This window comes from Enterobacter cloacae complex sp. 302F9, from assembly GCF_050030335.1.
GTDB lineage: Bacteria > Pseudomonadota > Gammaproteobacteria > Enterobacterales > Enterobacteriaceae > Enterobacter > Enterobacter hormaechei_C.
Map to the genome: position 1 here is coordinate 3305137 of NZ_JBLGUC010000001.1, position 21632 is coordinate 3326768.

The 21632-nt window shown below is 54.9% G+C and carries 22 protein-coding genes and 6 tRNA genes; 13 read left to right on the forward strand and 15 right to left on the reverse strand.

The window, feature by feature from the left end; all coding sequences use genetic code 11:
* Positions 1–68 precede the first annotated feature (68 nt).
* Both ACQG0T_RS15930 and ACQG0T_RS15935 read right to left on the reverse strand, forming a co-directional pair.
* A tRNA-Ala gene (locus ACQG0T_RS15930) sits at positions 69–144 on the reverse strand.
* Between the two features lie 41 nt (positions 145–185).
* Positions 186–261, reverse strand: a tRNA-Ala gene (locus tag ACQG0T_RS15935).
* A gap of 217 nt (positions 262–478) precedes the next feature.
* Here ACQG0T_RS15935 and ACQG0T_RS15940 point away from each other — a divergent pair.
* Both ACQG0T_RS15940 and ACQG0T_RS15945 read left to right on the forward strand, forming a co-directional pair.
* Positions 479–841 carry a YfeC-like transcriptional regulator gene (locus ACQG0T_RS15940; RefSeq protein WP_015572232.1) on the forward strand — a complete coding sequence of 121 codons (363 nt, stop codon included), beginning with the start codon at positions 479–481 and terminating at the stop codon, positions 839–841.
* Position 842: 1 nt separating this feature from the next.
* Complete coding sequence (locus ACQG0T_RS15945; protein WP_271040373.1) at positions 843–1229, forward strand: YfeC-like transcriptional regulator; 387 nt, start codon at positions 843–845, stop codon at positions 1227–1229.
* A gap of 52 nt (positions 1230–1281) precedes the next feature.
* Here the strand turns inward: ACQG0T_RS15945 and gltX are convergent, their stop codons facing one another.
* Positions 1282–2697 (reverse strand): glutamate--tRNA ligase, encoded by a 1416-nt coding sequence (gene gltX, locus ACQG0T_RS15950; protein WP_015572231.1) that lies wholly within the window; start codon positions 2695–2697, stop codon positions 1282–1284.
* Positions 2698–2955: 258 nt separating this feature from the next.
* On the opposite strand from gltX, the gene ACQG0T_RS15955 reads away from it, so the two are divergent.
* The 5 genes from ACQG0T_RS15955 (at position 2956) to ACQG0T_RS15975 (ending at position 3812) form a co-directional block, all read left to right on the forward strand.
* Positions 2956–3031: transfer RNA gene (locus ACQG0T_RS15955), tRNA-Val, on the forward strand.
* Positions 3032–3072: 41 nt separating this feature from the next.
* Positions 3073–3148, forward strand: a tRNA-Val gene (locus ACQG0T_RS15960).
* 29 nt (positions 3149–3177) lie between these two features.
* A tRNA-Val gene (locus tag ACQG0T_RS15965) sits at positions 3178–3253 on the forward strand.
* Between the two features lie 4 nt (positions 3254–3257).
* A tRNA-Lys gene (locus ACQG0T_RS15970) sits at positions 3258–3333 on the forward strand.
* A gap of 137 nt (positions 3334–3470) precedes the next feature.
* Positions 3471–3812, forward strand: a complete 342-nt coding sequence (locus ACQG0T_RS15975) for a FlxA-like family protein (protein WP_023295107.1) — start codon at positions 3471–3473, stop codon at positions 3810–3812.
* Here the strand turns inward: ACQG0T_RS15975 and ACQG0T_RS15980 are convergent.
* Positions 3803–4744 carry a LysR family transcriptional regulator gene (locus ACQG0T_RS15980; RefSeq protein WP_023295108.1) on the reverse strand — a complete coding sequence of 314 codons (942 nt, stop codon included), beginning with the start codon at positions 4742–4744 and terminating at the stop codon, positions 3803–3805. The two genes, ACQG0T_RS15975 and ACQG0T_RS15980, sit on opposite strands and share 10 nt — an antisense overlap.
* Before the next feature lie 89 nt (positions 4745–4833).
* Between ACQG0T_RS15980 and ACQG0T_RS15985 the strand changes: the two genes are divergently transcribed.
* A complete protein-coding gene (locus ACQG0T_RS15985) occupies positions 4834–5829 on the forward strand; it encodes a bile acid:sodium symporter family protein (RefSeq protein WP_271040374.1) in 996 nt (331 codons plus the stop codon).
* Here the strand turns inward: ACQG0T_RS15985 and ACQG0T_RS15990 are convergent.
* The 3 genes from ACQG0T_RS15990 to zipA form a co-directional block, all read right to left on the reverse strand.
* Entirely contained in the window at positions 5826–6041 is a 216-nt protein-coding gene (locus ACQG0T_RS15990) for a DUF3820 family protein (protein ID WP_003861328.1), read from the reverse strand. The two genes, ACQG0T_RS15985 and ACQG0T_RS15990, sit on opposite strands and share 4 nt — an antisense overlap.
* Position 6042: 1 nt before the next feature.
* Positions 6043–8058 (reverse strand): NAD-dependent DNA ligase LigA, encoded by a 2016-nt coding sequence (gene ligA / locus ACQG0T_RS15995; protein ID WP_017383473.1) that lies wholly within the window; start codon positions 8056–8058, stop codon positions 6043–6045.
* Between the two features lie 68 nt (positions 8059–8126).
* Complete coding sequence (gene zipA / locus ACQG0T_RS16000; protein ID WP_015572226.1) at positions 8127–9122, reverse strand: cell division protein ZipA; 996 nt, start codon at positions 9120–9122, stop codon at positions 8127–8129.
* Between the two features lie 229 nt (positions 9123–9351).
* Here zipA and cysZ point away from each other — a divergent pair, with 229 nt between their 5' ends.
* The 5 genes from cysZ to crr all read left to right on the forward strand — a co-directional run bounded on the left by cysZ (position 9352) and on the right by crr (position 14146).
* Positions 9352–10113: a sulfate transporter CysZ gene (gene cysZ / locus ACQG0T_RS16005; RefSeq protein ID WP_006811452.1), complete on the forward strand. Its 762-nt coding sequence runs from the start codon at positions 9352–9354 to the stop codon at positions 10111–10113.
* A 163-nt stretch (positions 10114–10276) separates the two neighbouring features.
* Complete coding sequence (gene cysK, locus ACQG0T_RS16010) at positions 10277–11248, forward strand: cysteine synthase A (RefSeq protein ID WP_006811453.1); 972 nt, start codon at positions 10277–10279, stop codon at positions 11246–11248.
* 317 nt (positions 11249–11565) lie between these two features.
* Positions 11566–11823 carry a phosphocarrier protein Hpr gene (gene ptsH, locus ACQG0T_RS16015; RefSeq protein WP_000487600.1) on the forward strand — a complete coding sequence of 86 codons (258 nt, stop codon included), beginning with the start codon at positions 11566–11568 and terminating at the stop codon, positions 11821–11823.
* Between the two features lie 45 nt (positions 11824–11868).
* The gene (gene ptsI / locus ACQG0T_RS16020; protein WP_006811455.1) at positions 11869–13596 is read left to right on the forward strand and encodes a phosphoenolpyruvate-protein phosphotransferase PtsI; all 1728 of its coding nucleotides are present in this window, start codon (positions 11869–11871) and stop codon (positions 13594–13596) included.
* 40 nt (positions 13597–13636) lie between these two features.
* Entirely contained in the window at positions 13637–14146 is a 510-nt protein-coding gene (gene crr / locus ACQG0T_RS16025; protein WP_003861316.1) for a PTS glucose transporter subunit IIA, read from the forward strand.
* A gap of 44 nt (positions 14147–14190) precedes the next feature.
* On the opposite strand, the gene pdxK is transcribed toward crr, so the two are convergent.
* From pdxK to ACQG0T_RS16065, 8 genes are all read right to left on the reverse strand, one after another.
* Complete coding sequence (pdxK, locus tag ACQG0T_RS16030) at positions 14191–15027, reverse strand: pyridoxine/pyridoxal/pyridoxamine kinase (protein ID WP_015572224.1); 837 nt, start codon at positions 15025–15027, stop codon at positions 14191–14193.
* A 5-nt stretch (positions 15028–15032) separates the two neighbouring features.
* The gene (gene cysM, locus ACQG0T_RS16035; RefSeq protein ID WP_023295110.1) at positions 15033–15944 is read right to left on the reverse strand and encodes a cysteine synthase CysM; all 912 of its coding nucleotides are present in this window, start codon (positions 15942–15944) and stop codon (positions 15033–15035) included.
* 118 nt (positions 15945–16062) lie between these two features.
* On the reverse strand, positions 16063–17157 hold the full coding sequence (gene cysA, locus ACQG0T_RS16040; RefSeq protein WP_017692966.1) for a sulfate/thiosulfate ABC transporter ATP-binding protein CysA: 1095 nt from the start codon (positions 17155–17157) through the stop codon (positions 16063–16065).
* Positions 17147–18022: a sulfate/thiosulfate ABC transporter permease CysW gene (gene cysW, locus ACQG0T_RS16045; RefSeq protein ID WP_003861305.1), complete on the reverse strand. Its 876-nt coding sequence runs from the start codon at positions 18020–18022 to the stop codon at positions 17147–17149. The genes cysA and cysW overlap by 11 nt, the downstream gene beginning before the upstream one ends.
* The gene (cysT, locus tag ACQG0T_RS16050) at positions 18022–18855 is read right to left on the reverse strand and encodes a sulfate/thiosulfate ABC transporter permease CysT (RefSeq protein ID WP_271040375.1); all 834 of its coding nucleotides are present in this window, start codon (positions 18853–18855) and stop codon (positions 18022–18024) included. The genes cysW and cysT overlap by 1 nt, the downstream gene beginning before the upstream one ends.
* Positions 18855–19868, reverse strand: coding sequence for a sulfate ABC transporter substrate-binding protein (locus ACQG0T_RS16055; RefSeq protein ID WP_023295111.1), 1014 nt, complete (start codon positions 19866–19868; stop codon positions 18855–18857). The genes cysT and ACQG0T_RS16055 overlap by 1 nt, the downstream gene beginning before the upstream one ends.
* Positions 19869–20043: 175 nt before the next feature.
* Entirely contained in the window at positions 20044–20943 is a 900-nt protein-coding gene (locus ACQG0T_RS16060; RefSeq protein WP_271040376.1) for a Dyp-type peroxidase, read from the reverse strand.
* Positions 20944–21035: 92 nt separating this feature from the next.
* A complete protein-coding gene (locus tag ACQG0T_RS16065; RefSeq protein WP_032102764.1) occupies positions 21036–21611 on the reverse strand; it encodes an RpoE-regulated lipoprotein in 576 nt (191 codons plus the stop codon).
* Between the last annotated feature and the right edge of the window lie 21 nt (positions 21612–21632).

Below are 21632 nucleotides of genomic sequence, written 5' to 3' on the forward strand. Positions count from 1 at the left end.
ACAAAAACAGTCTAAAATATTTTACAAGCTATAAAAAAACCCCCGTCTTGCGACGAGGGTTTAAATTTTGGTGGAGCTAAGCGGGATCGAACCGCTGACCTCTTGCATGCCATGCAAGCGCTCTCCCAGCTGAGCTATAGCCCCACATGTTACTTTACCTACCGCACTCTGTTGGGTTCAGAGTTTGGTGGAGCTAAGCGGGATCGAACCGCTGACCTCCTGCATGCCATGCAGGCGCTCTCCCAGCTGAGCTATAGCCCCGTCGTAAAGCTGTCATGTTGACGGGCGGCATAATATGAATTCCGCCGCAGAGTGTCAACGGCAAATTCAGCCTCCGCCTTTCAATCGCCGAAAAATCATGCAAATGAATCACTTTGAGAGCCTGCTCGCAGCCAGGAGTTAAGCTTGTCACGTTTTCACGTAAAACGGTGCTATAAAATGAACCACTAATTAACCCCACAGATATTCAGGAAATTGTATGATCAAGGAACGAATGACGCCAGAAGAGTTAGCCCTGCTGACTGGCTATAGCCGACAGACCATCAATAAATGGGTACGCAAAGAGGGTTGGATTACATCGCCAAAGCCAGGCGTTCAGGGTGGCAAAGCGCGTCTGGTACACGTCAATGAAAAAGTGCGCGACTTTATTCGCAGCGCGCGCAGGGCAACAGAGACGCCGGAACTGCCAGATAAGGCGTACCACGAGGGCTCGCTTCATGCCCTGCTTCTGACGCTGGCGAATGAAATGACGCCGGAAGAGCAAAAGCAGATGACATCGCTGTTACTGCGGGAAGGGATTACCGGCTTGTTACAACGTTTAGGGATTCGCGACCAACGCTGATATGAAAAGATTACGCAGCAAAATGACCACGGAAGAGCTGGCGGACAGTCTGGGCGTAGCCCGACAAACCGTTAATCGCTGGATACGACAGAAGGGATGGAAAACGGAGGGTATCAACGGTGTAAAAGGCGGAAGAGCGAGGGTGATATGTATTGATGCGCACGTTAAGGAGCACATCATTAGTCTTCCCGCCATTCGTAACCGTCGGGCTGTTTACCATGTGGCGGAAAGCCCTTCCCACTACGGCGTGGCAACCTCACCCAGCCTGCTTCCACAAATTATCGACTCGCTGGAAAACATGACGACTGTCGAACAGGAACGTTTGCACAAGTTGCTCGCTCGTGAAGGGTTGCAGGGTTTTCTCACGCGTCTTGGTATTGCTGAATAACAGGCATAAAAAAACGGCAGGTTACCCTGCCGTTTTTTGTATTACACGAGTATTACTGCTGGCTTTCACGCTCAGCAATAAAGCCCAGCGCTTTGTTGATACGCGCAACGCTACGTGATTTGCCGATAGCATGAACGGTCACGTCCAGCGCCGGAGACTGGCCTGCCCCCGTCACCGCAACGCGCAGCGGCATACCGACTTTACCCATGCCAATTTCCAGCTCATCAGCGGTAGCCTGAATCGCGTGGTGAACATTTTCCGCAGTCCATTCGGTAATGGCTTCGAGTTTATCACGCACCACTTCCAGCGGCTGACGCGCAACCGGACGCAGGTGTTTCTTGGCCGCGTCGGCGTCGAACGCGTCAAACTCTTCATAGAAGTAACGGCAGCTTTCAGCAATTTCTTTCAGCGTTTTGCAACGCTCGCCAAGCAGCTTCACCAGATCCGCCAGTTCAGGGCCCGTACGGGTATCGATGTTTGCCTGTTCAATGTGCCATTGCAGATAAGTCGCCACATATTCTGGCTGCATGGTATTGATGTAGTGATGGTTCAGCCACAGCAGTTTATCAGTGTTGAACGCGCTGGCTGATTTGCTGACAGAGTTCAGAGAGAACAGCTCGATCATCTCTTCGCGGCTGAAGATCTCCTGGTCACCATGAGCCCAGCCCAGACGCACCAGGTAGTTCAGCAGCGCTTCCGGCAGATAGCCGTCATCACGGTACTGCATCACGCTCACCGCGCCATGACGTTTGGACAGCTTTTTACCGTCGTCACCGTTGATCATTGATACGTGGGCATACACCGGTACAGGCGCGTTCAGCGCTTTCAGAATGTTGATCTGACGCGGGGTGTTATTGATATGGTCTTCACCACGGATCACGTGAGTGATTTCCATATCCCAGTCGTCCACAACTACGCAGAAATTATAGGTTGGCGATCCGTCAGTACGACGAATGATAAGGTCATCCAGCTCCTGGTTGCTGAATTCGATCGGGCCACGGATCTGGTCATCAAAGATAACAGAGCCATCCTGTGGGTTAGCAAAACGCACTACGCAAGGCTCATCCGCAGCATGCTCGCTGTGGTCATGGCGGCAACGACCGTCATAACGCGGTTTTTCGCCTTTTGCCATTTGCTCTTCACGCAGCGCATCCAGACGCTCCCTGGAGCAGTAGCACTTATAGGCCGTGCCTGCCACCAGCATCTCGTCAATTACGGCGTTATAGCGGTCAAAACGTTTGGTCTGGAAGTATGGGCCTTCGTCCCACGCCAGATTCAGCCAGTTCATCCCATCCATAATGGCTTCAATTGCTTCCGGCGTTGAGCGCTCCAGATCGGTGTCTTCAATACGCAGCACAAACTCACCGTTGTTGTGACGTGCGAAAAGCCAGGAGTAGAGAGCGGTACGTGCACCACCGACATGCAGATAGCCTGTCGGGCTCGGCGCGAAGCGAGTTTTGATTTTCATGAAATGGCCTTACGTTATAAAGATGCCGGTAATCGGCAAATTCCGGGAAGAAAACAATGGGCAATATTCTATCACTGTGGGCCGATTCCTCAATGTCGATCACTTTATCCGGTTCGAGATTGCTGTTTTTGTTTATAAATCATGCGCCACAGTCCGTTTTGCGATCGTTTTGACTAATTTTACGACGAACGAATAAAAACTTTAGAAAATGCGTTGACTCATTTTCAACTCTCCCTATAATGCGACTCCACACAGCGGGGGTGATTAGCTCAGTTGGTAGAGCATCTCCTTTACACGGAGGGGGTCGGCGGTTCGAGCCCGTCATCACCCACCATCTACTTCGGTAGACTCGCAGTGTAGATAAGCATTGAGATTGGGCGATTAGCTCAGTTGGTAGAGCATCTCCTTTACACGGAGGGGGTCGGCGGTTCGAGCCCGTCATCGCCCACCATTCTCACCTTATCGCAGCAGTTCCGAAATGGGCGATTAGCTCAGTTGGTAGAGCATCTCCTTTACACGGAGGGGGTCGGCGGTTCGAGCCCGTCATCGCCCACCATTTCGGGTCGTTAGCTCAGTTGGTAGAGCAGTTGACTTTTAATCAATTGGTCGCAGGTTCGAATCCTGCACGACCCACCAATGTAAAAAAGCGCCCTAAAGGCGCTTTTTTGCTATCTGCGATATAGCACATCCCCATTGCAGCCAGACCGCTTGTTTTACTCAAGCTCACGCCTTCTTTGCCGATACCTCTGTTTTATGGCGAAAAGGATCTCATTATGACAACTCTCAAGCCCGTTTCTCTGTCGGCGATGGAAATCGGCAGCGTAGATAACAGCTCCGGCGGAAACGACATTGCTTCCCAAATCAGCCGTCTGACCAAACAGATAACGAAAGTCACTCAGCAGCTCAAAGAAGTGGCCATGGGTGATGCCACAGCAGAAGAGAAGCAAAAGCAGCAAGAATTACTCGAATCTCAGCTGGCTATGTTGCAGGCGCAGCTGGCGCAATTGCAGCGTCAGCAGGCCGAAGAGGCGATGCCAAAACAGGAAAAAGGCCAGGCCGTGGCGGAAGGCATCAACAAGCCCTCCGCGGAGCATCAGATTAATATCTACATCTGATTATTGGTTTCGTTAAAGAGTGGATCGCGTGTGCGGGCCTCCATCAAACATCTGGCCTGCATACGCACCACATCCCAGCAGGCATGCGCCGCGCCGGAAAGTGACCTGTTTTTACGGCGTACCAGCATCAGCTGGCGTTCGACACAGGGTACGAAACGCTTCACCGTTAAACGACTCCCCTGCGGCAGTGGCAGCGCCAGCGCCGGCAGAACGCTGATGCCAATCCCCGCTTCGACCATCGGGAAGAGCGTGGCAGGATGCCCAATCTCCTGCACAATGGTTGCCTTAACGCCCTGCGCGGCCAGTGCGGCATCTATCAGCGGACGGCTGCCTGATGCATAATCCTGTAACACCAGGTTTGCCCCCTGCAAGGCCTGCCAGGCCACGTGTGGCAGCGATGCCAGCGGATCATCATCGCGGCAGAGCAATAAAAAGGGCTCCGAGAGCACCACTTCACATTCCAGGTCGCTTACCGCTCCGGGATCAATAACGATGCCAAAATCCACATCCCCCTGACGGATACTCTCCAGAACCCACTGCTGCGGCCTGTCATGCAAAACAAAATCGATATCCGGATAGCGGTGATTACTTTCAGCGATGCACTGGGGAATAAGATGCGCCGAAATCGTCTGGCTCGCCGCCACTCTCACGGTGCCGGAAAGCTGTTGTCCGAGCCGGCCGACATCCCTGAGCGTACTGTTCAGTTCATCCAGCAGCCTCTGCAGACGCATTGCCAGCTGCTGTCCCGCTTCGGTGAGTACCACTTCTCGCGTCGTGCGGTCGAGCAGCTTCACTCCCGTTTGCGTTTCAAGCTCCTTAACGCTATGGCTCACCGCCGACTGGCTGAGGCCAATCATCTCCCCTGCCCGGCTAAAGCTGCGGGCCTGCGCGACGGTGACGAAAACGCGAAGCTGACGTAACGAATAATTCATCTGTTTAATTCATGAATGGATGCAATAAATCAATTTTATTTCTCAAAGGGAAGAAAGCACAATAGCGGCATCTGTTTTCAGGAGTGATTATGAAACTTTTTCGTATCCTTGATCCGTTTACGCTGACCCTGATTGGTGTCGTCTTGCTGGCCTCGTTCTTCCCGGCGCGGGGCAGTTTCGTTCCGGTTATTGAAGGACTGACCACGGCAGCCATTGCCCTGCTGTTCTTTATGCATGGCGCCAAACTCTCCCGGGAAGCCATTATTGCAGGCGGTAGCCACTGGCGACTGCACCTGTGGGTAATGTGCAGCACCTTCATCCTCTTCCCGGTTTTGGGCGTGCTGTTCGCCTGGTGGGCGCCGGTGAATGTCGATCCGGCGCTGTATACCGGTTTCCTTTATCTGTGCATTTTGCCGGCCACCGTGCAGTCCGCTATTGCCTTTACCTCGCTGGCGGGCGGTAACGTCGCGGCGGCGGTTTGTTCTGCTTCCGCTTCCAGCCTGCTGGGGATCTTTGTTTCACCGCTGCTGGTCGGTCTGCTGATGAATATGCACGGGGCGGAAGGTAATCTGGAGCAGGTGGGTAAAATTTGTCTGCAACTGCTGCTGCCGTTTGTGCTCGGACACTTATCCCGTCCCTGGATTGGGGCGTTTGTGGCAAAACATAAAAAATGGATCGGGAAAACGGACCAAAGCTCAATTCTGCTGGTGGTTTACACGGCCTTCAGCGAAGCCGTGGTGAACGGCATCTGGCACAGGGTGGGCGCTGGATCGCTGCTGTTTATTGTGTTGGTAAGCATCGTTTTGCTGGCCATTGTCATCGCGGTTAACGTCTTTGTGGCCCGCAAATGCGGCTTCAATAAGGCCGATGAAATCACCATTGTATTTTGCGGATCGAAAAAGAGCCTGGCCAACGGGATCCCAATGGCCAATATTCTGTTCCCGACGTCCGTCATTGGGATGATGGTGTTGCCGCTGATGATTTTCCATCAGATCCAGTTGATGGTGTGCGCGGTACTGGCGCGGCGTTACAAGGCGCAGACTGAAAAGCTGGCGCAGGAAGAGACCCGCGCCGCGAAAGTTTAAGGACGTTTCAGGGGCTGAACCAGCTGGGTCAGCCCCTCTGTTTTGATCAGTAACGTGATAGCCATCAGCTCGCCCAGACGCCCGGCGGGGAACTCATCCTTACGGGCAAACCACAGCAGATACTCTTCCGGTAAATCAATCAGCCTGCGACCCTTATATTTACCGAACGGCATCTCCGTATTGGCGATCTCAACGAGCTGCTCTTTTTCCACGTCACTCTCCTAACAGGCGCATCATTTCCGCTTCGTCGATTACCTCGATGCCAAGCTCCTGCGCTTTTGCCAGCTTCGAACCGGCCGCTTCCCCGGCAATTACCAGGTCGGTTTTCTTCGATACGCTGCCCGCCACTTTTGCCCCCAGCGCCACCAGGCGCGCTTTCGCGTCATCGCGCGAGAGCTGGCTCAGGCTGCCGGTCAGCACTACCGTTTTACCGGCAAACGGGCTGTCGATCTCTTCGGCATTAACCACTACCGGTGCAGGCCAGTGAATGCCCTGTTCCAGTAATTTACCGATCACTTCACGGTTGCTCTCTTCGGCGAAGAAGTTGAAAACGTGGGTAGCGACCACAATGCCGACATCAGGGACTTTCTGTAGCTCGTCGATGGTGGCTTTCTCCAGCGCGTCCAGCGTGCCGAAATACGCCGCCAGCCCTGCCGCCGTCGCCTCTCCGACTTCACGAATGCCAAGCGCGTAAAGGAAACGGGCAAAGGTGGTGTTTTTGGCCGCCTCGAGCGCGTTAACGATGTTCTGGGCAGATTTCGGCCCCATACGATCAAGACCGGTCAGCTTACCTGCCGTCAGGGTAAAGAGGTCCGCTGGCGTATGGACGTACTCTTTCTCAACTAACTGGTCGATAATCTTGTCACCCATTCCGTCGACGTCCATCGCCCGGCGGGAGACAAAGTGCTTCAGGGACTCTTTACGCTGCGCGCCGCAGATTAACCCGCCCGTACAGCGCGTTACCGCTTCCCCCTCCACGCGCTCAACGTCCGAACCACATACCGGACAGTGGGCTGGAAACTCGATGGCACGGGTATCGGCAGGACGTTCAGACTCAACAACGTTAACCACCTGTGGGATCACGTCGCCCGCGCGGCGAATCACCACTTTGTCACCAATGCGCAGGCCCAGGCGGGCAATTTCATCGGCGTTATGCAGCGTGGCGTTACTTACCAGCACGCCAGCCACCTGCACAGGCTCCAGACGCGCCACAGGCGTAATCGCCCCCGTACGCCCTACCTGAAACTCCACGTCGCGAACGAAGGTCATCTGCTCCTGCGCCGGGAACTTAAAGGCCACCGCCCAGCGCGGCGCACGGGCCACAAATCCTAACTGTTCCTGCAACGCCAGCGAGTTAACCTTGATCACCACGCCATCAATATCAAACCCGAGCGTGGGACGATCTTCTTCAACCTTGTGATAGAACGCCAGCACCGCCTCCGGAGAGTCGCAGAGCTGCACGCGGTTGCTAACCGGTAACCCCCACTCTTTGAACTGCATTAAACGACCCAGGTGAGTATCTGGCAGGTCACCGCCTTCCAGGATCCCGACGCCGTAGCAGAAGAAAGTAAGCGGTCGCTTCGCGGTGATTCGTGGATCGAGCTGACGCAGCGAACCTGCCGCCGCGTTACGCGGGTTTGCAAACACTTTCCCACCGGTACGACGCGCTTCTTCGTTGATCTTCTCGAAGCCCGCCTGCGGAAGGAACACTTCCCCGCGCACTTCCAGCCGGGCGGGAATGTTATCGCCACGCAGTTTCAGCGGGATCGCACGAATAGTGCGCACATTAGTGGTGATGTCTTCCCCGGTAGTGCCGTCGCCGCGCGTTGCGGCACGCACCATCACGCCGTTCTCATAAAGAATGCTAACGGCCAGACCATCCAGCTTTAGCTCGCAGCACCAGCTCAGATTGTCGATGCTCTTCAGGCGATCCTGCACACGCTTGTTGAAAGCCAGAAAACTCTCTTCATCAAACACGTTATCCAGCGACAGCATCGGCACTTCATGTCGCACCTGGCTGAAAGCGCCCAGCGGTTCCGCGCCGACGCGCTGCGTTGGGGAATCGGGCGTAATCAGTTCGGGGTGCTGCGCTTCCAGCTCGCGCAGTTCACGCATCAGGCGGTCATATTCCGCATCCGGCACTTCCGGTGCGTCCATAACATGATAGAGATATTCATGATGGCGAAGCGTGGTTCGCAGTTCAGTAAGTTGTTGTTCGATTGAGTCCATATCGCACCATCAATGAGAAAAACCCCCGACAGGCGGGGGTTGAGGAGGAGGTGAAGTTAACGCGACGATTACGCGTTCGCTTCCTTAACTTCGCGGATGCGGTCCTGATACTCGCGCAGTTTCTGCGGCGTCATCATTCGACGCTGATCGTCGAGCACCACACCGCCCACTTCGTCGGCGATGTGCTGAGCGGACTGTAGCATCAGCTTAAAGTTTTGCAGCTCGTCACCGTAGGACGGCACCTGCATAAAGATCGTAACCCCCGGCGTGACGAAATCACCGGTCATTTCCGGGTCAAACGTGCCTGGATTGACCATATTGGCCAGGCTAAACAGCGCCGGACCGCTACCGTCAGGACTCAGGTGGCGATGGAAAATATTCATGTCGCCGAACTTGAAGCCTGCCTGTTGGATGCTGTTAAGCAGCACGTCACCGTTCAGATGGGTGCCATGATGAGCAGCCACGTTCATGATGATCACTGCTTCTTTACGCTGCGGCTTTTCAACAACCGGTTCTGGCTCTGCGACCGGCTCTGGCTCAACGCGCGGAGCGGGCTGTGGCGCAGGCGGTTCAGGCTGCGGCTGCGGTTGTTGTACCGGCTGCGGCTGCTGAACAGGCTGTGGCTGATGCACTGGCTGTGCAGGCTGTTGCACAGGTTGCGGCTGTACAGGCTGTGGCGCAACGGGCTGCTGTTGCACAGGCTGCTGCGGCGGATGACGAACAGGTTCTTCAACTGGCGGCGGCGCTGGCTGGCGCGGCTGGGCAGAAGCATACGGTGGTTGATACTGGTGCTGCGGAGCGCGGGGGGCTTCATGCTCTCCATGCGCTGCGCCGGGCGCAGTATTGACCCGATGAACACGAACTTCACCCACGCCGTCGTCGTCAGGACCGTCGATGTCGTCTTCAACGTCATCGTCGTCACGACTGGACTTCATGCGCTTCAGTGGACGATCGCGAAACATAGAGGAACGCTCTTTACGGCTGGTCCAGAAACCATGTACCAGTAAAGCGATTATGGCGATCGCGCCAACAATGATTAATATCAGACGCAAATCCTGCATCATTATATTCTCTGTTGTTCTAACACCTTGCCACCACGGCAAACATTTACTCACTAAGAGTATTTGCCGTTTACGTCAAGTGCAAGTGTATGCAGAGCATTCACAGCATAAAGATGAACTAAATCGTGCTTTTTGCTGGTTTTTCGAACATTTCCGAACTGGTCATTGGCCCGTAACTGGATAATATAGGCGGGCAATTCCACTGGTTGTGTAAAAAGGAGTACAGCCTGGTATGGTTTCAACATCTTCTTCTGCCCCACGCAGCGGGGTCTGGTACTTTTCTCAGGGCTGGAAACTGGTCTCCCTGCCGGGCATTCGACGCTTCGTTATTTTGCCGTTACTGATCAACATTATTCTGATGGGCGGGGCCTTCTGGTGGCTGTTCACCAGACTGGAAAGCTGGATCCCTTCCCTGATGAGCTATGTGCCGGACTGGTTACAGTGGCTAGACTACCTGCTCTGGCCGATTGCGGTTATCTCCGTGCTGCTGGTTTTCGGTTATTTCTTTTCGACGATAGCAAACTGGATAGCCGCGCCGTTCAACGGTCTGCTGGCCGAACAGCTGGAAGCGCGCCTTACCGGTGCGACGCCACCTGACACGGGCGTACTGGGGATCGTGAAAGATCTCCCCCGCATCATGAAGCGTGAATGGCAGAAGTTCGCCTGGTACCTGCCGCGGGCGATTGTGCTGCTTATTCTTTATTTTGTACCCGGGATTGGCCAGACGGTCGCGCCCGTGCTGTGGTTCCTGTTCAGCGCCTGGATGCTTGCTATCCAGTACTGTGATTATCCGTTCGATAACCACAAAGTGCCGTTTAAAGAGATGCGCACTGCCCTGCGCACTCAGAAGGTTGCCAACATGCAGTTTGGCGCGCTGACCAGCCTGTTCACCATGATCCCTTTCCTGAATTTGTTCATCATGCCCGTTGCCGTTTGCGGCGCGACGGCGATGTGGGTGGACTGCTATCGTGCTAAGCACGCGTTATGGAAGTAATGCAAAAATGTGTAAAAGAGGGGTGGCTTATGCCGCCCCTTATTCCATACTGATCCCCATTATTTCCTTGCAGCATATAGATATGCGATTTCCTTACTTCCCCATACCTGTTCAACAGGTATGCTGGGTCGGTATCCCAATTTCATACAGTTAAGGACAGGCCATGAGTAAGATTTATGAAGACAACTCGCTGACTATCGGTCATACGCCCCTGGTTCGACTGAACCGTATCGGTAATGGACGCATTCTGGCGAAGGTCGAATCTCGTAACCCAAGTTTCAGCGTTAAATGCCGTATCGGTGCGAATATGATTTGGGATGCTGAAAAGCGTGGCGTGCTGAAACCTGGCGTTGAGCTGGTTGAACCCACCAGCGGCAATACCGGTATCGCTCTGGCCTATGTTGCGGCGGCGCGTGGCTACAAGCTGACGCTGACTATGCCTGAAACCATGAGCATTGAGCGTCGTAAGCTGCTGAAAGCGCTGGGTGCGAACCTGGTCCTGACCGAAGGCGCAAAAGGCATGAAGGGCGCGATTCAGAAGGCCGAAGAAATTGTTGCCAGCGATCCGGCAAAATATCTGCTGCTCCAGCAGTTCAGCAACCCGGCCAACCCGGAAATTCATGAGAAAACCACCGGCCCGGAAATCTGGGAAGATACCGACGGTCAGGTTGATGTGTTTATCTCCGGCGTAGGCACCGGCGGTACGCTGACCGGTGTGTCTCGCTATATTAAAGGCACGAAAGGTAAAAAAGATCTGATTACCGTTGCCGTTGAGCCAACCGACTCACCGGTTATCGCTCAGGCGCTGGCAGGCGAAGAGATCAAACCTGGCCCTCACAAAATCCAGGGTATCGGCGCTGGCTTTATTCCAGGCAACCTGGATCTGAAGCTGATCGATAAAGTGGTCGCCATTACCAATGAAGAAGCCATCTCCACGGCGCGTCGCCTGATGGATGAGGAAGGCATTCTGGCGGGTATCTCTTCCGGTGCGGCGGTTGCGGCAGCCCTCAAACTGCTGGAAGATGAAACCTTTACCAATAAGAACATTGTGGTTATCCTACCGTCTTCGGGTGAGCGTTACTTAAGCACAGCACTGTTTGCCGATCTCTTCACTGAGAAAGAACTGCAACAGTGATGCCAGCATGTTAAAAACGCGTAAAAAAGCACCTTTTCAGGTGCTTTTTTGTGGCCTGCTTCAAAGTTTTACCCCTCCTGGCATTGCTTCACCCCGTTGGGTCTGGTATTTAAACCAGCAATTATTTTGATGCGCGAAATTAATCGGTGAACGAAATAGCGCTGCTGAATCGATTTTATGATTTGGTTCAAGTCTTGCTTTCACTGCATAATGTTTAATGACGATTGAAACGTCAGCGCTAACTATACAGGCTAAAGTTAAGTCGCCAGGCTAGACTTTAGTTCCACAACACTAAACCTATAAGTTGGGGAAATACAATGTTCCAGCAAGAAGTTACCATTACCGCTCCGAACGGTCTGCACACCCGCCCTGCTGCTCAGTTTGTTAAAGAAGCGAAAGGCTTCACTTCTGAAATCACTGTGACTTCCAACGGCAAAAGCGCTAGCGCAAAAAGCCTGTTCAAGCTGCAAACTCTGGGCCTGACTCAGGGTACCGTTGTTACCATCTCCGCTGAAGGTGAAGACGAGCAGAAAGCAGTTGAGCATCTGGTTAAGCTGATGGCTGAACTCGAGTAAGTTTACCGGGTTCTTTTCAATATCAGTCACAAGTAAGGTAGGGTTATGATTTCAGGCATTTTAGCATCCCCGGGTATCGCTTTCGGCAAAGCATTGCTGCTGAAAGAAGACGAAATCGTCATTGACCGGAAAAAAATTTCTGCCGACAAGGTTGATCAGGAAGTTGAACGTTTTCTGAGCGGTCGTGCCAAGGCATCTGCGCAACTGGAAGCGATTAAAACTAAAGCTGGCGAAACTTTCGGTGAAGAAAAAGAAGCCATCTTCGAAGGGCACATTATGCTGCTCGAAGATGAGGAGCTGGAGCAGGAAATCATAGCCCTGATTAAAGATAAAGGCATGACGGCCGACGCGGCTGCGCATGAAGTTATCGAAGGTCAGGCATCTGCCCTGGAAGAGCTGGACGATGAATACCTGAAAGAACGTGCGGCTGACGTACGTGACATCGGTAAGCGCCTGCTGCGCAACATCCTGGGTCTGGCCATCATCGATCTGAGCGCGATTCAGGACGAAGTCATCCTGGTTGCCGCTGACCTGACCCCGTCTGAAACCGCACAGCTGAACCTGAACAAGGTGCTGGGTTTCATTACTGATGCAGGTGGACGTACCTCCCACACCTCAATCATGGCGCGTTCTCTGGAGCTGCCAGCCATTGTGGGTACCGGTAGCGTTACCTCCCAGGTGAAAAACGACGACTATCTGATTCTGGATGCCGTAAACAATGTGGTTTACGTCAACCCAACTAACGATGTGATCGAGCAGCTGCGTTCCGTTCAGGAGCAGGTTGCTACCGAGAAAGCGGAACTCGCTAAACTGAAAGATCTGCCAGCTATCACGCTGGACGGCCATCAGGTTGAAGTGTGCGCTAACATCGGTACCGTACGTGACGTTGACGGCGCTGAGCGCAACGGCGCGGAAGGTGTAGGTCTGTATCGTACTGAATTCCTGTTCATGGATCGCGACGCTCTGCCAACGGAAGAAGAGCAGTTTGCAGCGTACAAAGCGGTTGCGGAAGCGTGCGGCTCGCAGGCTGTAATCGTCCGTACCATGGACATCGGTGGCGACAAAGAGCTGCCGTACATGAACTTCCCGAAAGAAGAGAACCCGTTCCTGGGCTGGCGTGCCGTGCGTATCGCCATGGATCGCAAAGAGATCCTGCGTGACCAGGTTCGCGCTATTCTGCGTGCCTCCGCTTTCGGTAAACTGCGCATCATGTTCCCGATGATCATCTCTGTTGAAGAAGTGCGTGCACTGAAGAAAGAGATCGAAATCTACAAACAGGAACTGCGCGACGAAGGTAAAGCATTTGACGAATCCATTGAGATCGGCGTGATGGTGGAAACACCGGCAGCCGCGACCATTGCGCGTCATTTAGCCAAAGAAGTTGATTTCTTTAGTATCGGTACCAATGATTTAACGCAGTACACCCTGGCAGTTGACCGTGGTAATGATATGATTTCACATCTCTACCAGCCAATGTCACCGTCCGTACTGAATTTGATCAAGCAAGTTATTGATGCTTCTCATGCAGAAGGTAAATGGACTGGCATGTGTGGTGAGCTTGCAGGCGACGAACGTGCTACACTTCTGTTGCTGGGTATGGGTCTGGACGAATTCTCTATGAGCGCCATTTCCATCCCGCGCATTAAGAAGATTATCCGTAACACGAACTTCGAAGATGCGAAGGTGTTAGCAGAGCAGGCTCTTGCTCAACCGACAACGGACGAGTTAATGACGCTGGTTAACAAGTTCATTGAAGAAAAAACAATCTGCTAATCCACGAGATGCGGCCCAATTTACTGCTTAGGAGAAGATCATGGGTTTGTTCGATAAACTGAAATCTCTGGTTTCTGATGACAAGAAAGACTCCGGAACTATTGAGATTGTTGCTCCGCTCTCCGGCGAGATCGTCAACATCGAAGACGTGCCGGATGTAGTGTTTGCTGAGAAAATCGTTGGTGATGGCATTGCTATCAAACCAACTGGCAACAAAATGGTTGCTCCAGTTGACGGCACCATCGGTAAAATTTTTGAAACCAACCATGCGTTCTCTATCGAATCCGATAGCGGTATCGAACTGTTCGTTCACTTCGGTATCGACACCGTTGAACTGAAAGGCGAAGGCTTCAAACGTATCGCAGAAGAAGGCCAGCGTGTTAAAGTTGGCGACCCGGTAATTGAATTCGATCTGCCGCTGCTGGAAGAAAAAGCGAAGTCTACCCTGACTCCGGTTGTTATCTCCAACATGGACGAAATCAAAGAACTGATCAAACTGTCTGGCAGCGTCACCGTGGGTGAAACCCCGGTTATCCGCATCAAGAAGTAATTCTTGCCGCACAGAAAAATGGCGCCTTCGGGCGCCATTTTTGTTTATGCCGGCAGGATAAGCTCGTCATAGCCTTTCGACTGCGTATAGATCATAACGTCAGTCACCCGATCACCCGCCATGCGAATGGCATCGGCAACGGTTTTCCCTCCCACAATGCCGCTGACCAGCTCCGAACAGAACAGATCGCCCGTTCCTTTCAGATCCGTCTCTACGCGCGGGTGCGCGCTTACGGTAACACCTTCTTCGCTCACCAGCACAACGTGGATATTCTGCGGATCGTCAGACACTGGCGCACTGGTGATCGCTACCCATTTCAGCGAGTCGGACAGCAGCCCCTGCGCGGCGGCAATGGCGCTCTCCGGCGTACGGCACGGTTTGCCGCTCAGCACTTCCAGTTCATACACGTTGGGCGTAATGCCCTGGGCCAGCGGGAGCAGATGCTCACGGTAGGCTTCAGGAATATCCGGCTTCACGTACATCCCGCTATCGATATCCCCAATTACCGGGTCGACCAGCACCAGCAGATCGGGATGTTGCACTTTGATTGCCTTCAGCCACTGCGCCAGCAGCGCGATCTGGCTGGCGCTGCCCATATAGCCGGTGGTGACCGCTTTAAGCTCGCGCAGGATCTCGCGCTCTTCCAGCGCCTTAAGGTAGCCGCTGAACCACTCGTCCGGGATCACCCCGCCGTAGAAGGTGTCGTAGTGCGGCGTATTGCTGAACAGCACCGTTGGCACGGCGGTAACGTTCAGCCGGTGGGTGCGAATATTCGGCACCGCGATGCTGTTTCCCACGCTGCCGTACACCACCTGCGACTGTACGGCGACAATATCGGTTTGCTGCGCCCGGGTGTTATCCCGGAATAAAATCATCTCCATGACGCTTAAATCCCCGCCCCCTGCGAATAACTCTCTTCACCAAAGACGCCGGTAGACAGGTAACGGTCGCCGCGATCGCAAATAATCGCTACGACCACCGCTCCCGGCGTGGACTCGGCCACCCGGATCGCGCCCGCTACGGCACCGCCAGAGCTGACGCCGCAGAAGATACCTTCACGCACGGCCAGCTCACGCATGGTATTTTCCGCCTCGCGCTGATGAATATCCAGCACCTGGTCCACAAGCTGCGCATTAAAGATGCCCGGCATATACTCCGCCGGCCAGCGGCGGATGCCCGGAATACTGCTCCCCTCTTCCGGTTGCAGGCCGACAATCGTCACCGGCTTCTCCTGTTCGCGCAGAAAGCGTGACACACCGGTGATCGTGCCCGTGGTCCCCATGCTGGAGACAAAGTGGGTGATGCGCTCGTCGGTTTGCTGCCAGATTTCCGGGCCAGTGGTGGTGTAGTGCGCGTACGGGTTGTCCGGGTTGTTGAACTGGTCGAGCAGCTTGCCTTCCCCGCGCTCCGCCATCGCTAACGCTAAATCTCGCGCCCCTTCCATCCCCTGCTCTTTGCTCACCAGAATCAGCTCCGCTCCATAGGCGCGCATGGCGGCGCGGCGCTCCTGGCTCATGTTGTCCGGCATCAGCAGCTTCATGCGGTAGCCTTTCAGGGCGGCAATCATCGCCAGCGCGATACCGGTGTTACCGCTGGTGGCTTCGATCAGCACGTCACCGGGCTTAATTTCACCGCGCTTTTCAGCCTGGACAATCATCGACAGCGCCGCCCGGTCTTTTACCGACCCCGCCGGGTTATTGCCTTCGAGTTTGACCCAGATTTCGCTGCCGTTATCAGGCCCCATGCGCTGAAGTTTGACCAGAGGGGTGTTGCCGATGGTGTGTTCGAGTGTATTCACGATTTTTACTCAATAAAAAAGCCGGGTGGCGCTTAGCTTACCCGGCCTACAAGACGCAGTGATAACTGTAGGCCCGGTCAGCGCAGCGCCACCGGGCGATAAACATACTAATAACCTATCAGGCTGACTCCGCCAGAGCAATATCCTCGCGCGTCTCAATGCGCTCGTTGCCATGATAAATGCGCGCGTGTTGCAGCCCGACAAACAGGCGCTCCCCCCGGTACGGCGGCACGTCGTCACGCATAACCACGGTCAACGGCTCGGTGTACCAGCCCAGGGGCTGTACCACTAATTGGGTGTAGTGCCCTTTAGGGCTAGCTTCCAGCACCTGCACCGGAAGCGGTGAATCCAGGCTGGTTCGGCGGCTGACGTCCACTTCCCACGGACGCAGGAACAGATCCACCGGCCCCTGATGCGCGGAGGTATACCCCAGCGGCCAGCGGTGCGCGCCAACGTGGAACTGACCGCCGCGAATGGTGCCCTGAAGGCGGTTTACTTCCCCCATAAACTCCAGCACAAAGCGGGTCGCCGGTTCACGCCAGAGCTGCTCTGGCTCGTCAACCTGCTCAATGTTGCCCTGACTCATTACCACCACGCGATCGGCCACTTCCATCGCCTCTTCCTGATCGTGGGTCACGAAAACGCTGGTGAACTGGAGTTCCTCATGCAGCTGACGCAGCCAGCGGCGCAGCTCTTTTCGCACCTGTGCATCCAGCGCGCCAAACGGTTCGTCCAGCAGCAGGATTTGCGGTTCAACGGCTAACGCACGCGCCAGCGCCACGCGCTGCTTCTGCCCGCCGGAAAGTTGAGCCGGGAAGCGGTCCGCCAGATGCGCAAGCTGCACCATCTCCAGCAGTTTGGTCACTTTCGCTTTGATGGCGGCGGCATCTGGACGTTCACGACGCGGCAGCACGGTCAGGCCAAACGCGATGTTGTCGAATACCGTCATGTGGCGGAACAGCGCATAATGCTGAAATACAAAGCCCACTTTACGGTCGCGGGCGTGCAGGCGGCTAACGTCCGTACCGTGGAAGCGAATATGTCCGCTGGTCTGGTGTTCAAGCCCGGCGATAATACGCAGCAGCGTGGTTTTACCGGAGCCAGACGGCCCCAGCAGCGCCACCATTTGTCCGGAAGGGATATCCAGCGAGATATCATTCAGCACCTGGGTGCGACCAAAAGACTTCTTAATATTGGCAATCTCAATGCTCATGATTTCCCTCCTGATGCTGACGTTTTTCCTGATTCTCTAAACGCCACTGCACCACACTCTTCAAAAACAGGGTCAAAATCGCCATCAGCGTCAGCAACGCTGCGGCAGTAAAGGAACCGACGGTGTTGTAGTCCTGTTCCAGTAATTCAATCTGTAACGGCAGCGACAGGGTTTCGCCGCGAATCGAGCCGGATACCACCGACACCGCGCCAAACTCACCGATCGCACGGGCGTTGGTCAGCACCACGCCGTAAAGCAGTGCCCAGCGGATATTCGGCAGCGTGACGCGGCGGAACATCTGCCAGCCGGAAGCGCCGAGCAGCACCGCGGCTTCATCTTCATGGCTGCCCTGGCTGAGCATCACCGGCACCAGCTCGCGCACCACGAACGGACAGGTGACAAAGACGGTCACCAGCACCATCCCCGGCCAGGCGAACATGATTTGCAGGTCGTGTTCATCCAGCCAGCCGCCCAGCGGGCCATTGGAGCCGTAGAAGAGCAGATAAACCAGACCCGCCACCACCGGAGACACCGCAAACGGGATATCCAGCAGGGTCAGCAGCAGCTGACGCCCCGGGAAGTTAAAGCGCGTTACCAGCCAGGCCAGCAATACGCCAAACACCAGATTCACCGGGACGGTGATCAGGGCAATCATCACCGTCAGCCAGATGGCGTGGAGCATGTCCGGATCGGCCAGGTTTTGCAGCGCGGGCATAATCCCTTTGCTGAAGGCCTGCACGAAGATGTACACCATCGGCACGACGAGAATGAATGCGGAGACCAGCACGCCGGTACCAATCAGAAACCATTTGCCCCAGTTGATGCGGGGCGCGTCATAGCGCTTCAATTGCGTAACTTCCGCCATCAGTGACCTACCACACGTCGACCAAAGCGACTTTGCAGAGTGTTAATCGAGAACAGCAGCAGCAGCGACGCGGCAAGGATCACCGAGGCAATCGCGCTCGCGGCCGGATAATCAAACTCCTGCAAACGGACAAAAATCATCAGCGAGGTCACTTCGGTTTTCCACGCGATGTTCCCGGCGATAAAAATGACCGCGCCAAATTCACCGAGGCTGCGGGTAAAGGAGAGCGATACCCCCGCCAGCAAGGCCGGAGAAAGTTCCGGCAGCACAACCTTACGGAAACTCTGCCAGCGCGTGGCGCCCAGGGTTTCCGCGGCCTCTTCGTATTCGGGGCCTAACTCTTCCAGCACCGGCTGTACGGTACGCACCACAAACGGGATGCTGGTGAAGGCCATCGCCACCGCGATACCGATCCAGGTATAGGTTACTTTGATATCAAACTTCGCCAGCCATTCGCCGTAAAAGCCGTTCACGGAGAACAGCGACGCCAGCGTCAAACCGGCCACCGCCGTCGGCAGGGCAAACGGCAGATCCATCAGGGCGTCGAGCAGCGTGCGGCCCGGGAAGCGATAGCGGGTTAAGATCCACGCCATCAGCAGGCCAAACACGCCGTTAAAAATCGAGGCCACGAACGCAGACAGCAGCGTGACCTTGTAGGCCGCCACCACCTGCGGGTTGGTGACCACTTCCCAGTACTGGGACCAGCTCATCTCAGCGAGCTGCATCACCAGAGCGCTGAGCGGTAACAATAAAATCAGACAGACGAACAGCAGGCTGGTCCCGAGGCTTAAGGTAAAACCCGGCAGCACACGTCTTGTTGATCCTGCAAACATTACTTACGCCCCGCCGCCAGCAATTTGTCTAACTCACCGCCGCTGGCAAAATGCGTTTTCATCACCTCAGGCCAGGCGCCGAAATGATCTTCCACGCGGAACAGCTCGGTCTGCGGGAATTTGTCTTTCAGCTTGTCCATCACGTCCGGATTATTAACGCGGTAGTAATAGTCAGTAATCACCGTCTGCGCCTGCGGGCTGTACAGATAGTTGAGATAGGCTTTTGCCGCTTTCTCAGTGCCGTTGGCTTTGACGTTTTTATCCACCCAGGCCACCGGGAACTCGGCCAGAATGTTGGTTTTCGGGATAACCACTTCGAAGCCCTGCGCTTCGTACTGTTTACGAATATTGTTTACTTCGGATTCAAAGCTGATCAGCACGTCGCCCAGCCCGCGCTCGGCGAAGGTGGTGGTTGCGCCCCGGCCGCCGGTATCAAACACTTCGACGTTTTTCAGGAACTGGGTCATAAACTGTTCGGTTTTCGCTTTATCGTTACCGTCAGCTTTGTCCGCCGCGCCCCACGCCGCCAGATAGGTATAACGCGCGTTGCCGGAGGTTTTCGGATTCGGGAAAATCAGCTTGACGTCAGAACGCACCAAATCATTCCAGTCGTGAATGTTTTTCGGGTTGCCCTTGCGCACCAGGAAGCCCATGGTGGAGTAGAACGGTGAGCTGTTGTTCGGCAGGCGGCTCTGCCAGTCCGCCGGGATCAGCTTGCCTTTGTCGTGCAGGATCTGCACGTCCGTGACCTGGTTGTAAGTCACCACATCCGCTTTCAGCCCCTGCAAAATGGCCAGCGCCTGCTTGGATGAACCGGCGTGAGACTGCTTGATGGTCAGCTTGTCGCCGTTGTTCTCTTTCGCCCACTGCTGTTCAAATGCGGGATTAAGGGCGGCAAACAGCTCGCGCGAAACATCATAAGAACTGTTCAGCAACTCGGTTGCCTGCGCCTGCGCCACCAGCAGTAAACCTGCCAGTGCCAGCGATCCTTTTTTCAGTACAGTAACGGCCATTGCGCACCCTTATAAATGTGATGACTATCTTATAGTCATAATATTTATAACGGAGTCTAAAGGAGTAACGGTTTTATATACCGTTTGGTGATTTAGAAGCAGAAAAGGGAATAAGGGTGCGGTAGAAATTGCCGGGTGGCGCTAACGCTTACCCGGCCTGCGAATGGAGAGCGATTTACAGCGCCAGCAGGCGCTCAACGGACGGCGCGAAGTAGTAGCCGCCGGTCACCGGACGGGTGAAGCGCAGCATGGCGTCACGCTTGCCGTCGGTTTCGCCAAACATGCTCAGCAGCTGCTGTTCGATGTTGTAAAGGCGCGCACAGTAAGCGCAGAAGTACAGGCCGTGCGTACCGCTCGCGGTGCCGTACGGCAGGCTCTGGCGAACAATCTTCAGCCCCTTACCGTCTTCTTTAAGATCAACGCGGGACAGGTGGGACGTGACCGGACGCGCATCGCCGTCAATCTCTTCATTGGCGTCTTTGGTGCGGCCAATCATCATCTCCTGGTCATGCACGCTCATGCGGTTGAGCTGCCTGAGGTTATGCTCCCAGCGCTGGACGAACACGTAGCTGCCGCCCGCGTCCACGCCATCCTTGATTACAGCCACCTCGCGACGCGTCTCTTCCCCGGCCGGGTTTTCGGTGCCGTCGACGAAGCCGCTCAAATCGCGCTCTTCCACCCAGCGGAAACCGTGGATCTCTTCCTGCACGTCGATGCTGTCACCAAAGGCCTCAATCGCTGCCTGAGCGACGGAGAAATTCACGTCATGGCGCAGGGAGAGGATATGGATCAGGACGTCATACTGGGTGGCGGGCGCAAGACCTTTGCCATAAGGAATAAAGTCTTTCAGCTCTTCTGCGCCTTCGCCGCCGCTCAGCTGACGCCAGACGGTATTGCCAAAGGCAACCACCGCGCCCAGATGGGCTTCGGGGAATTTGGCCTGAAAGGTGGCCAGTTTATCAACGAAAATTTTGCTGGCCGCGCGCAGGGCATCCACGTCCCTTTTGACGTTGGCTTCAATCCAAATCGCCGCGCGGCAATGTTCTGGCAAAATGCCACTCTGAACCTGAGACATCGCTCCTCCTGAAAAAAAGATGCCACGACAGCGTGGCATTGATGGCGGCTATTATACCTGGATTTCAGCGAGGCGGCTTGCTCAGGCGCAAATTACTGCTTCCAGATAATTTTGCTCACTTTCCACTTTTTCAGGGTGTCGTCAGACGGCATTAACCCTTCCGGACCGTTCCAGGCGCCGCTGAATACATAGCTAATGTGCTGGCTGCCGTCGGCCTTACACTCGACCGCCACGCTGTCATCCGACGGCACACTGGCGCAGTGGCCAAACGCTTTCTGGTAGAGCTCGCCAAACGGCGTACCTACCTTCACGCCACCTGAGGTCGGGATCTCTTCATCCATCACCGCAATGCGGTTGACCGTACCTTTATCGCCGTTGATGACCATCGCCACCTTGTCGTCTTTCAATGCTTCGAAATAGCGCACGATGTTGCCGTTCTCGGTTTTCATCCCGCTGCGCAGGCGATAATCACTGCCGATGGCCTCCTGAATGGCATCCTGATCCAGCGCCGTCGAGGCGGTGATTTTGCCCACGCCCTGCTCGGTCACTTCCGTTGAAGAGCCAAACCAGTTCCACGGATAGGCCGCAGACCAGTTGATGGATGAGAGCGTGGAACAGCCGGTTAACGCCAGCGGGAGAGCGCATAAAAGTAAACGCAGCGATTTCATTGAGACGTCCTTACGTAGTAA

Excerpts from the sequence above, each read along its gene's own strand:
- zipA (WP_015572226.1), bottom strand. The coding sequence starts at position 9,122 with ATGATGCAGGATTTGCGTCTGATATTAATCATTGTTGGCGCGATCGCC.
- ACQG0T_RS16055 (WP_023295111.1), bottom strand. The coding sequence starts at position 19,868 with ATGGCCGTTACTGTACTGAAAAAAGGATCGCTGGCACTGGCAGGTTTA.
- cysK (WP_006811453.1), top strand. The coding sequence starts at position 10,277 with ATGAGTAAGATTTATGAAGACAACTCGCTGACTATCGGTCATACGCCC.
- gltX (WP_015572231.1), bottom strand. The coding sequence starts at position 2,697 with ATGAAAATCAAAACTCGCTTCGCGCCGAGCCCGACAGGCTATCTGCAT.
- cysT (WP_271040375.1), bottom strand. The coding sequence starts at position 18,855 with ATGTTTGCAGGATCAACAAGACGTGTGCTGCCGGGTTTTACCTTAAGC.
- ACQG0T_RS15980 (WP_023295108.1), bottom strand. The coding sequence starts at position 4,744 with ATGAATTATTCGTTACGTCAGCTTCGCGTTTTCGTCACCGTCGCGCAG.
- ACQG0T_RS16060 (WP_271040376.1), bottom strand. The coding sequence starts at position 20,943 with ATGTCTCAGGTTCAGAGTGGCATTTTGCCAGAACATTGCCGCGCGGCG.
- pdxK (WP_015572224.1), bottom strand. The coding sequence starts at position 15,027 with ATGGAGATGATTTTATTCCGGGATAACACCCGGGCGCAGCAAACCGAT.
- cysW (WP_003861305.1), bottom strand. The coding sequence starts at position 18,022 with ATGGCGGAAGTTACGCAATTGAAGCGCTATGACGCGCCCCGCATCAAC.
- ligA (WP_017383473.1), bottom strand. The coding sequence starts at position 8,058 with ATGGACTCAATCGAACAACAACTTACTGAACTGCGAACCACGCTTCGC.
- cysZ (WP_006811452.1), top strand. The coding sequence starts at position 9,352 with ATGGTTTCAACATCTTCTTCTGCCCCACGCAGCGGGGTCTGGTACTTT.
- crr (WP_003861316.1), top strand. The coding sequence starts at position 13,637 with ATGGGTTTGTTCGATAAACTGAAATCTCTGGTTTCTGATGACAAGAAA.
- ptsH (WP_000487600.1), top strand. The coding sequence starts at position 11,566 with ATGTTCCAGCAAGAAGTTACCATTACCGCTCCGAACGGTCTGCACACC.
- ACQG0T_RS16065 (WP_032102764.1), bottom strand. The coding sequence starts at position 21,611 with ATGAAATCGCTGCGTTTACTTTTATGCGCTCTCCCGCTGGCGTTAACC.
- ACQG0T_RS15985 (WP_271040374.1), top strand. The coding sequence starts at position 4,834 with ATGAAACTTTTTCGTATCCTTGATCCGTTTACGCTGACCCTGATTGGT.
- ACQG0T_RS15940 (WP_015572232.1), top strand. The coding sequence starts at position 479 with ATGATCAAGGAACGAATGACGCCAGAAGAGTTAGCCCTGCTGACTGGC.
- ptsI (WP_006811455.1), top strand. The coding sequence starts at position 11,869 with ATGATTTCAGGCATTTTAGCATCCCCGGGTATCGCTTTCGGCAAAGCA.
- cysA (WP_017692966.1), bottom strand. The coding sequence starts at position 17,157 with ATGAGCATTGAGATTGCCAATATTAAGAAGTCTTTTGGTCGCACCCAG.
- ACQG0T_RS15945 (WP_271040373.1), top strand. The coding sequence starts at position 843 with ATGAAAAGATTACGCAGCAAAATGACCACGGAAGAGCTGGCGGACAGT.
- ACQG0T_RS15975 (WP_023295107.1), top strand. The coding sequence starts at position 3,471 with ATGACAACTCTCAAGCCCGTTTCTCTGTCGGCGATGGAAATCGGCAGC.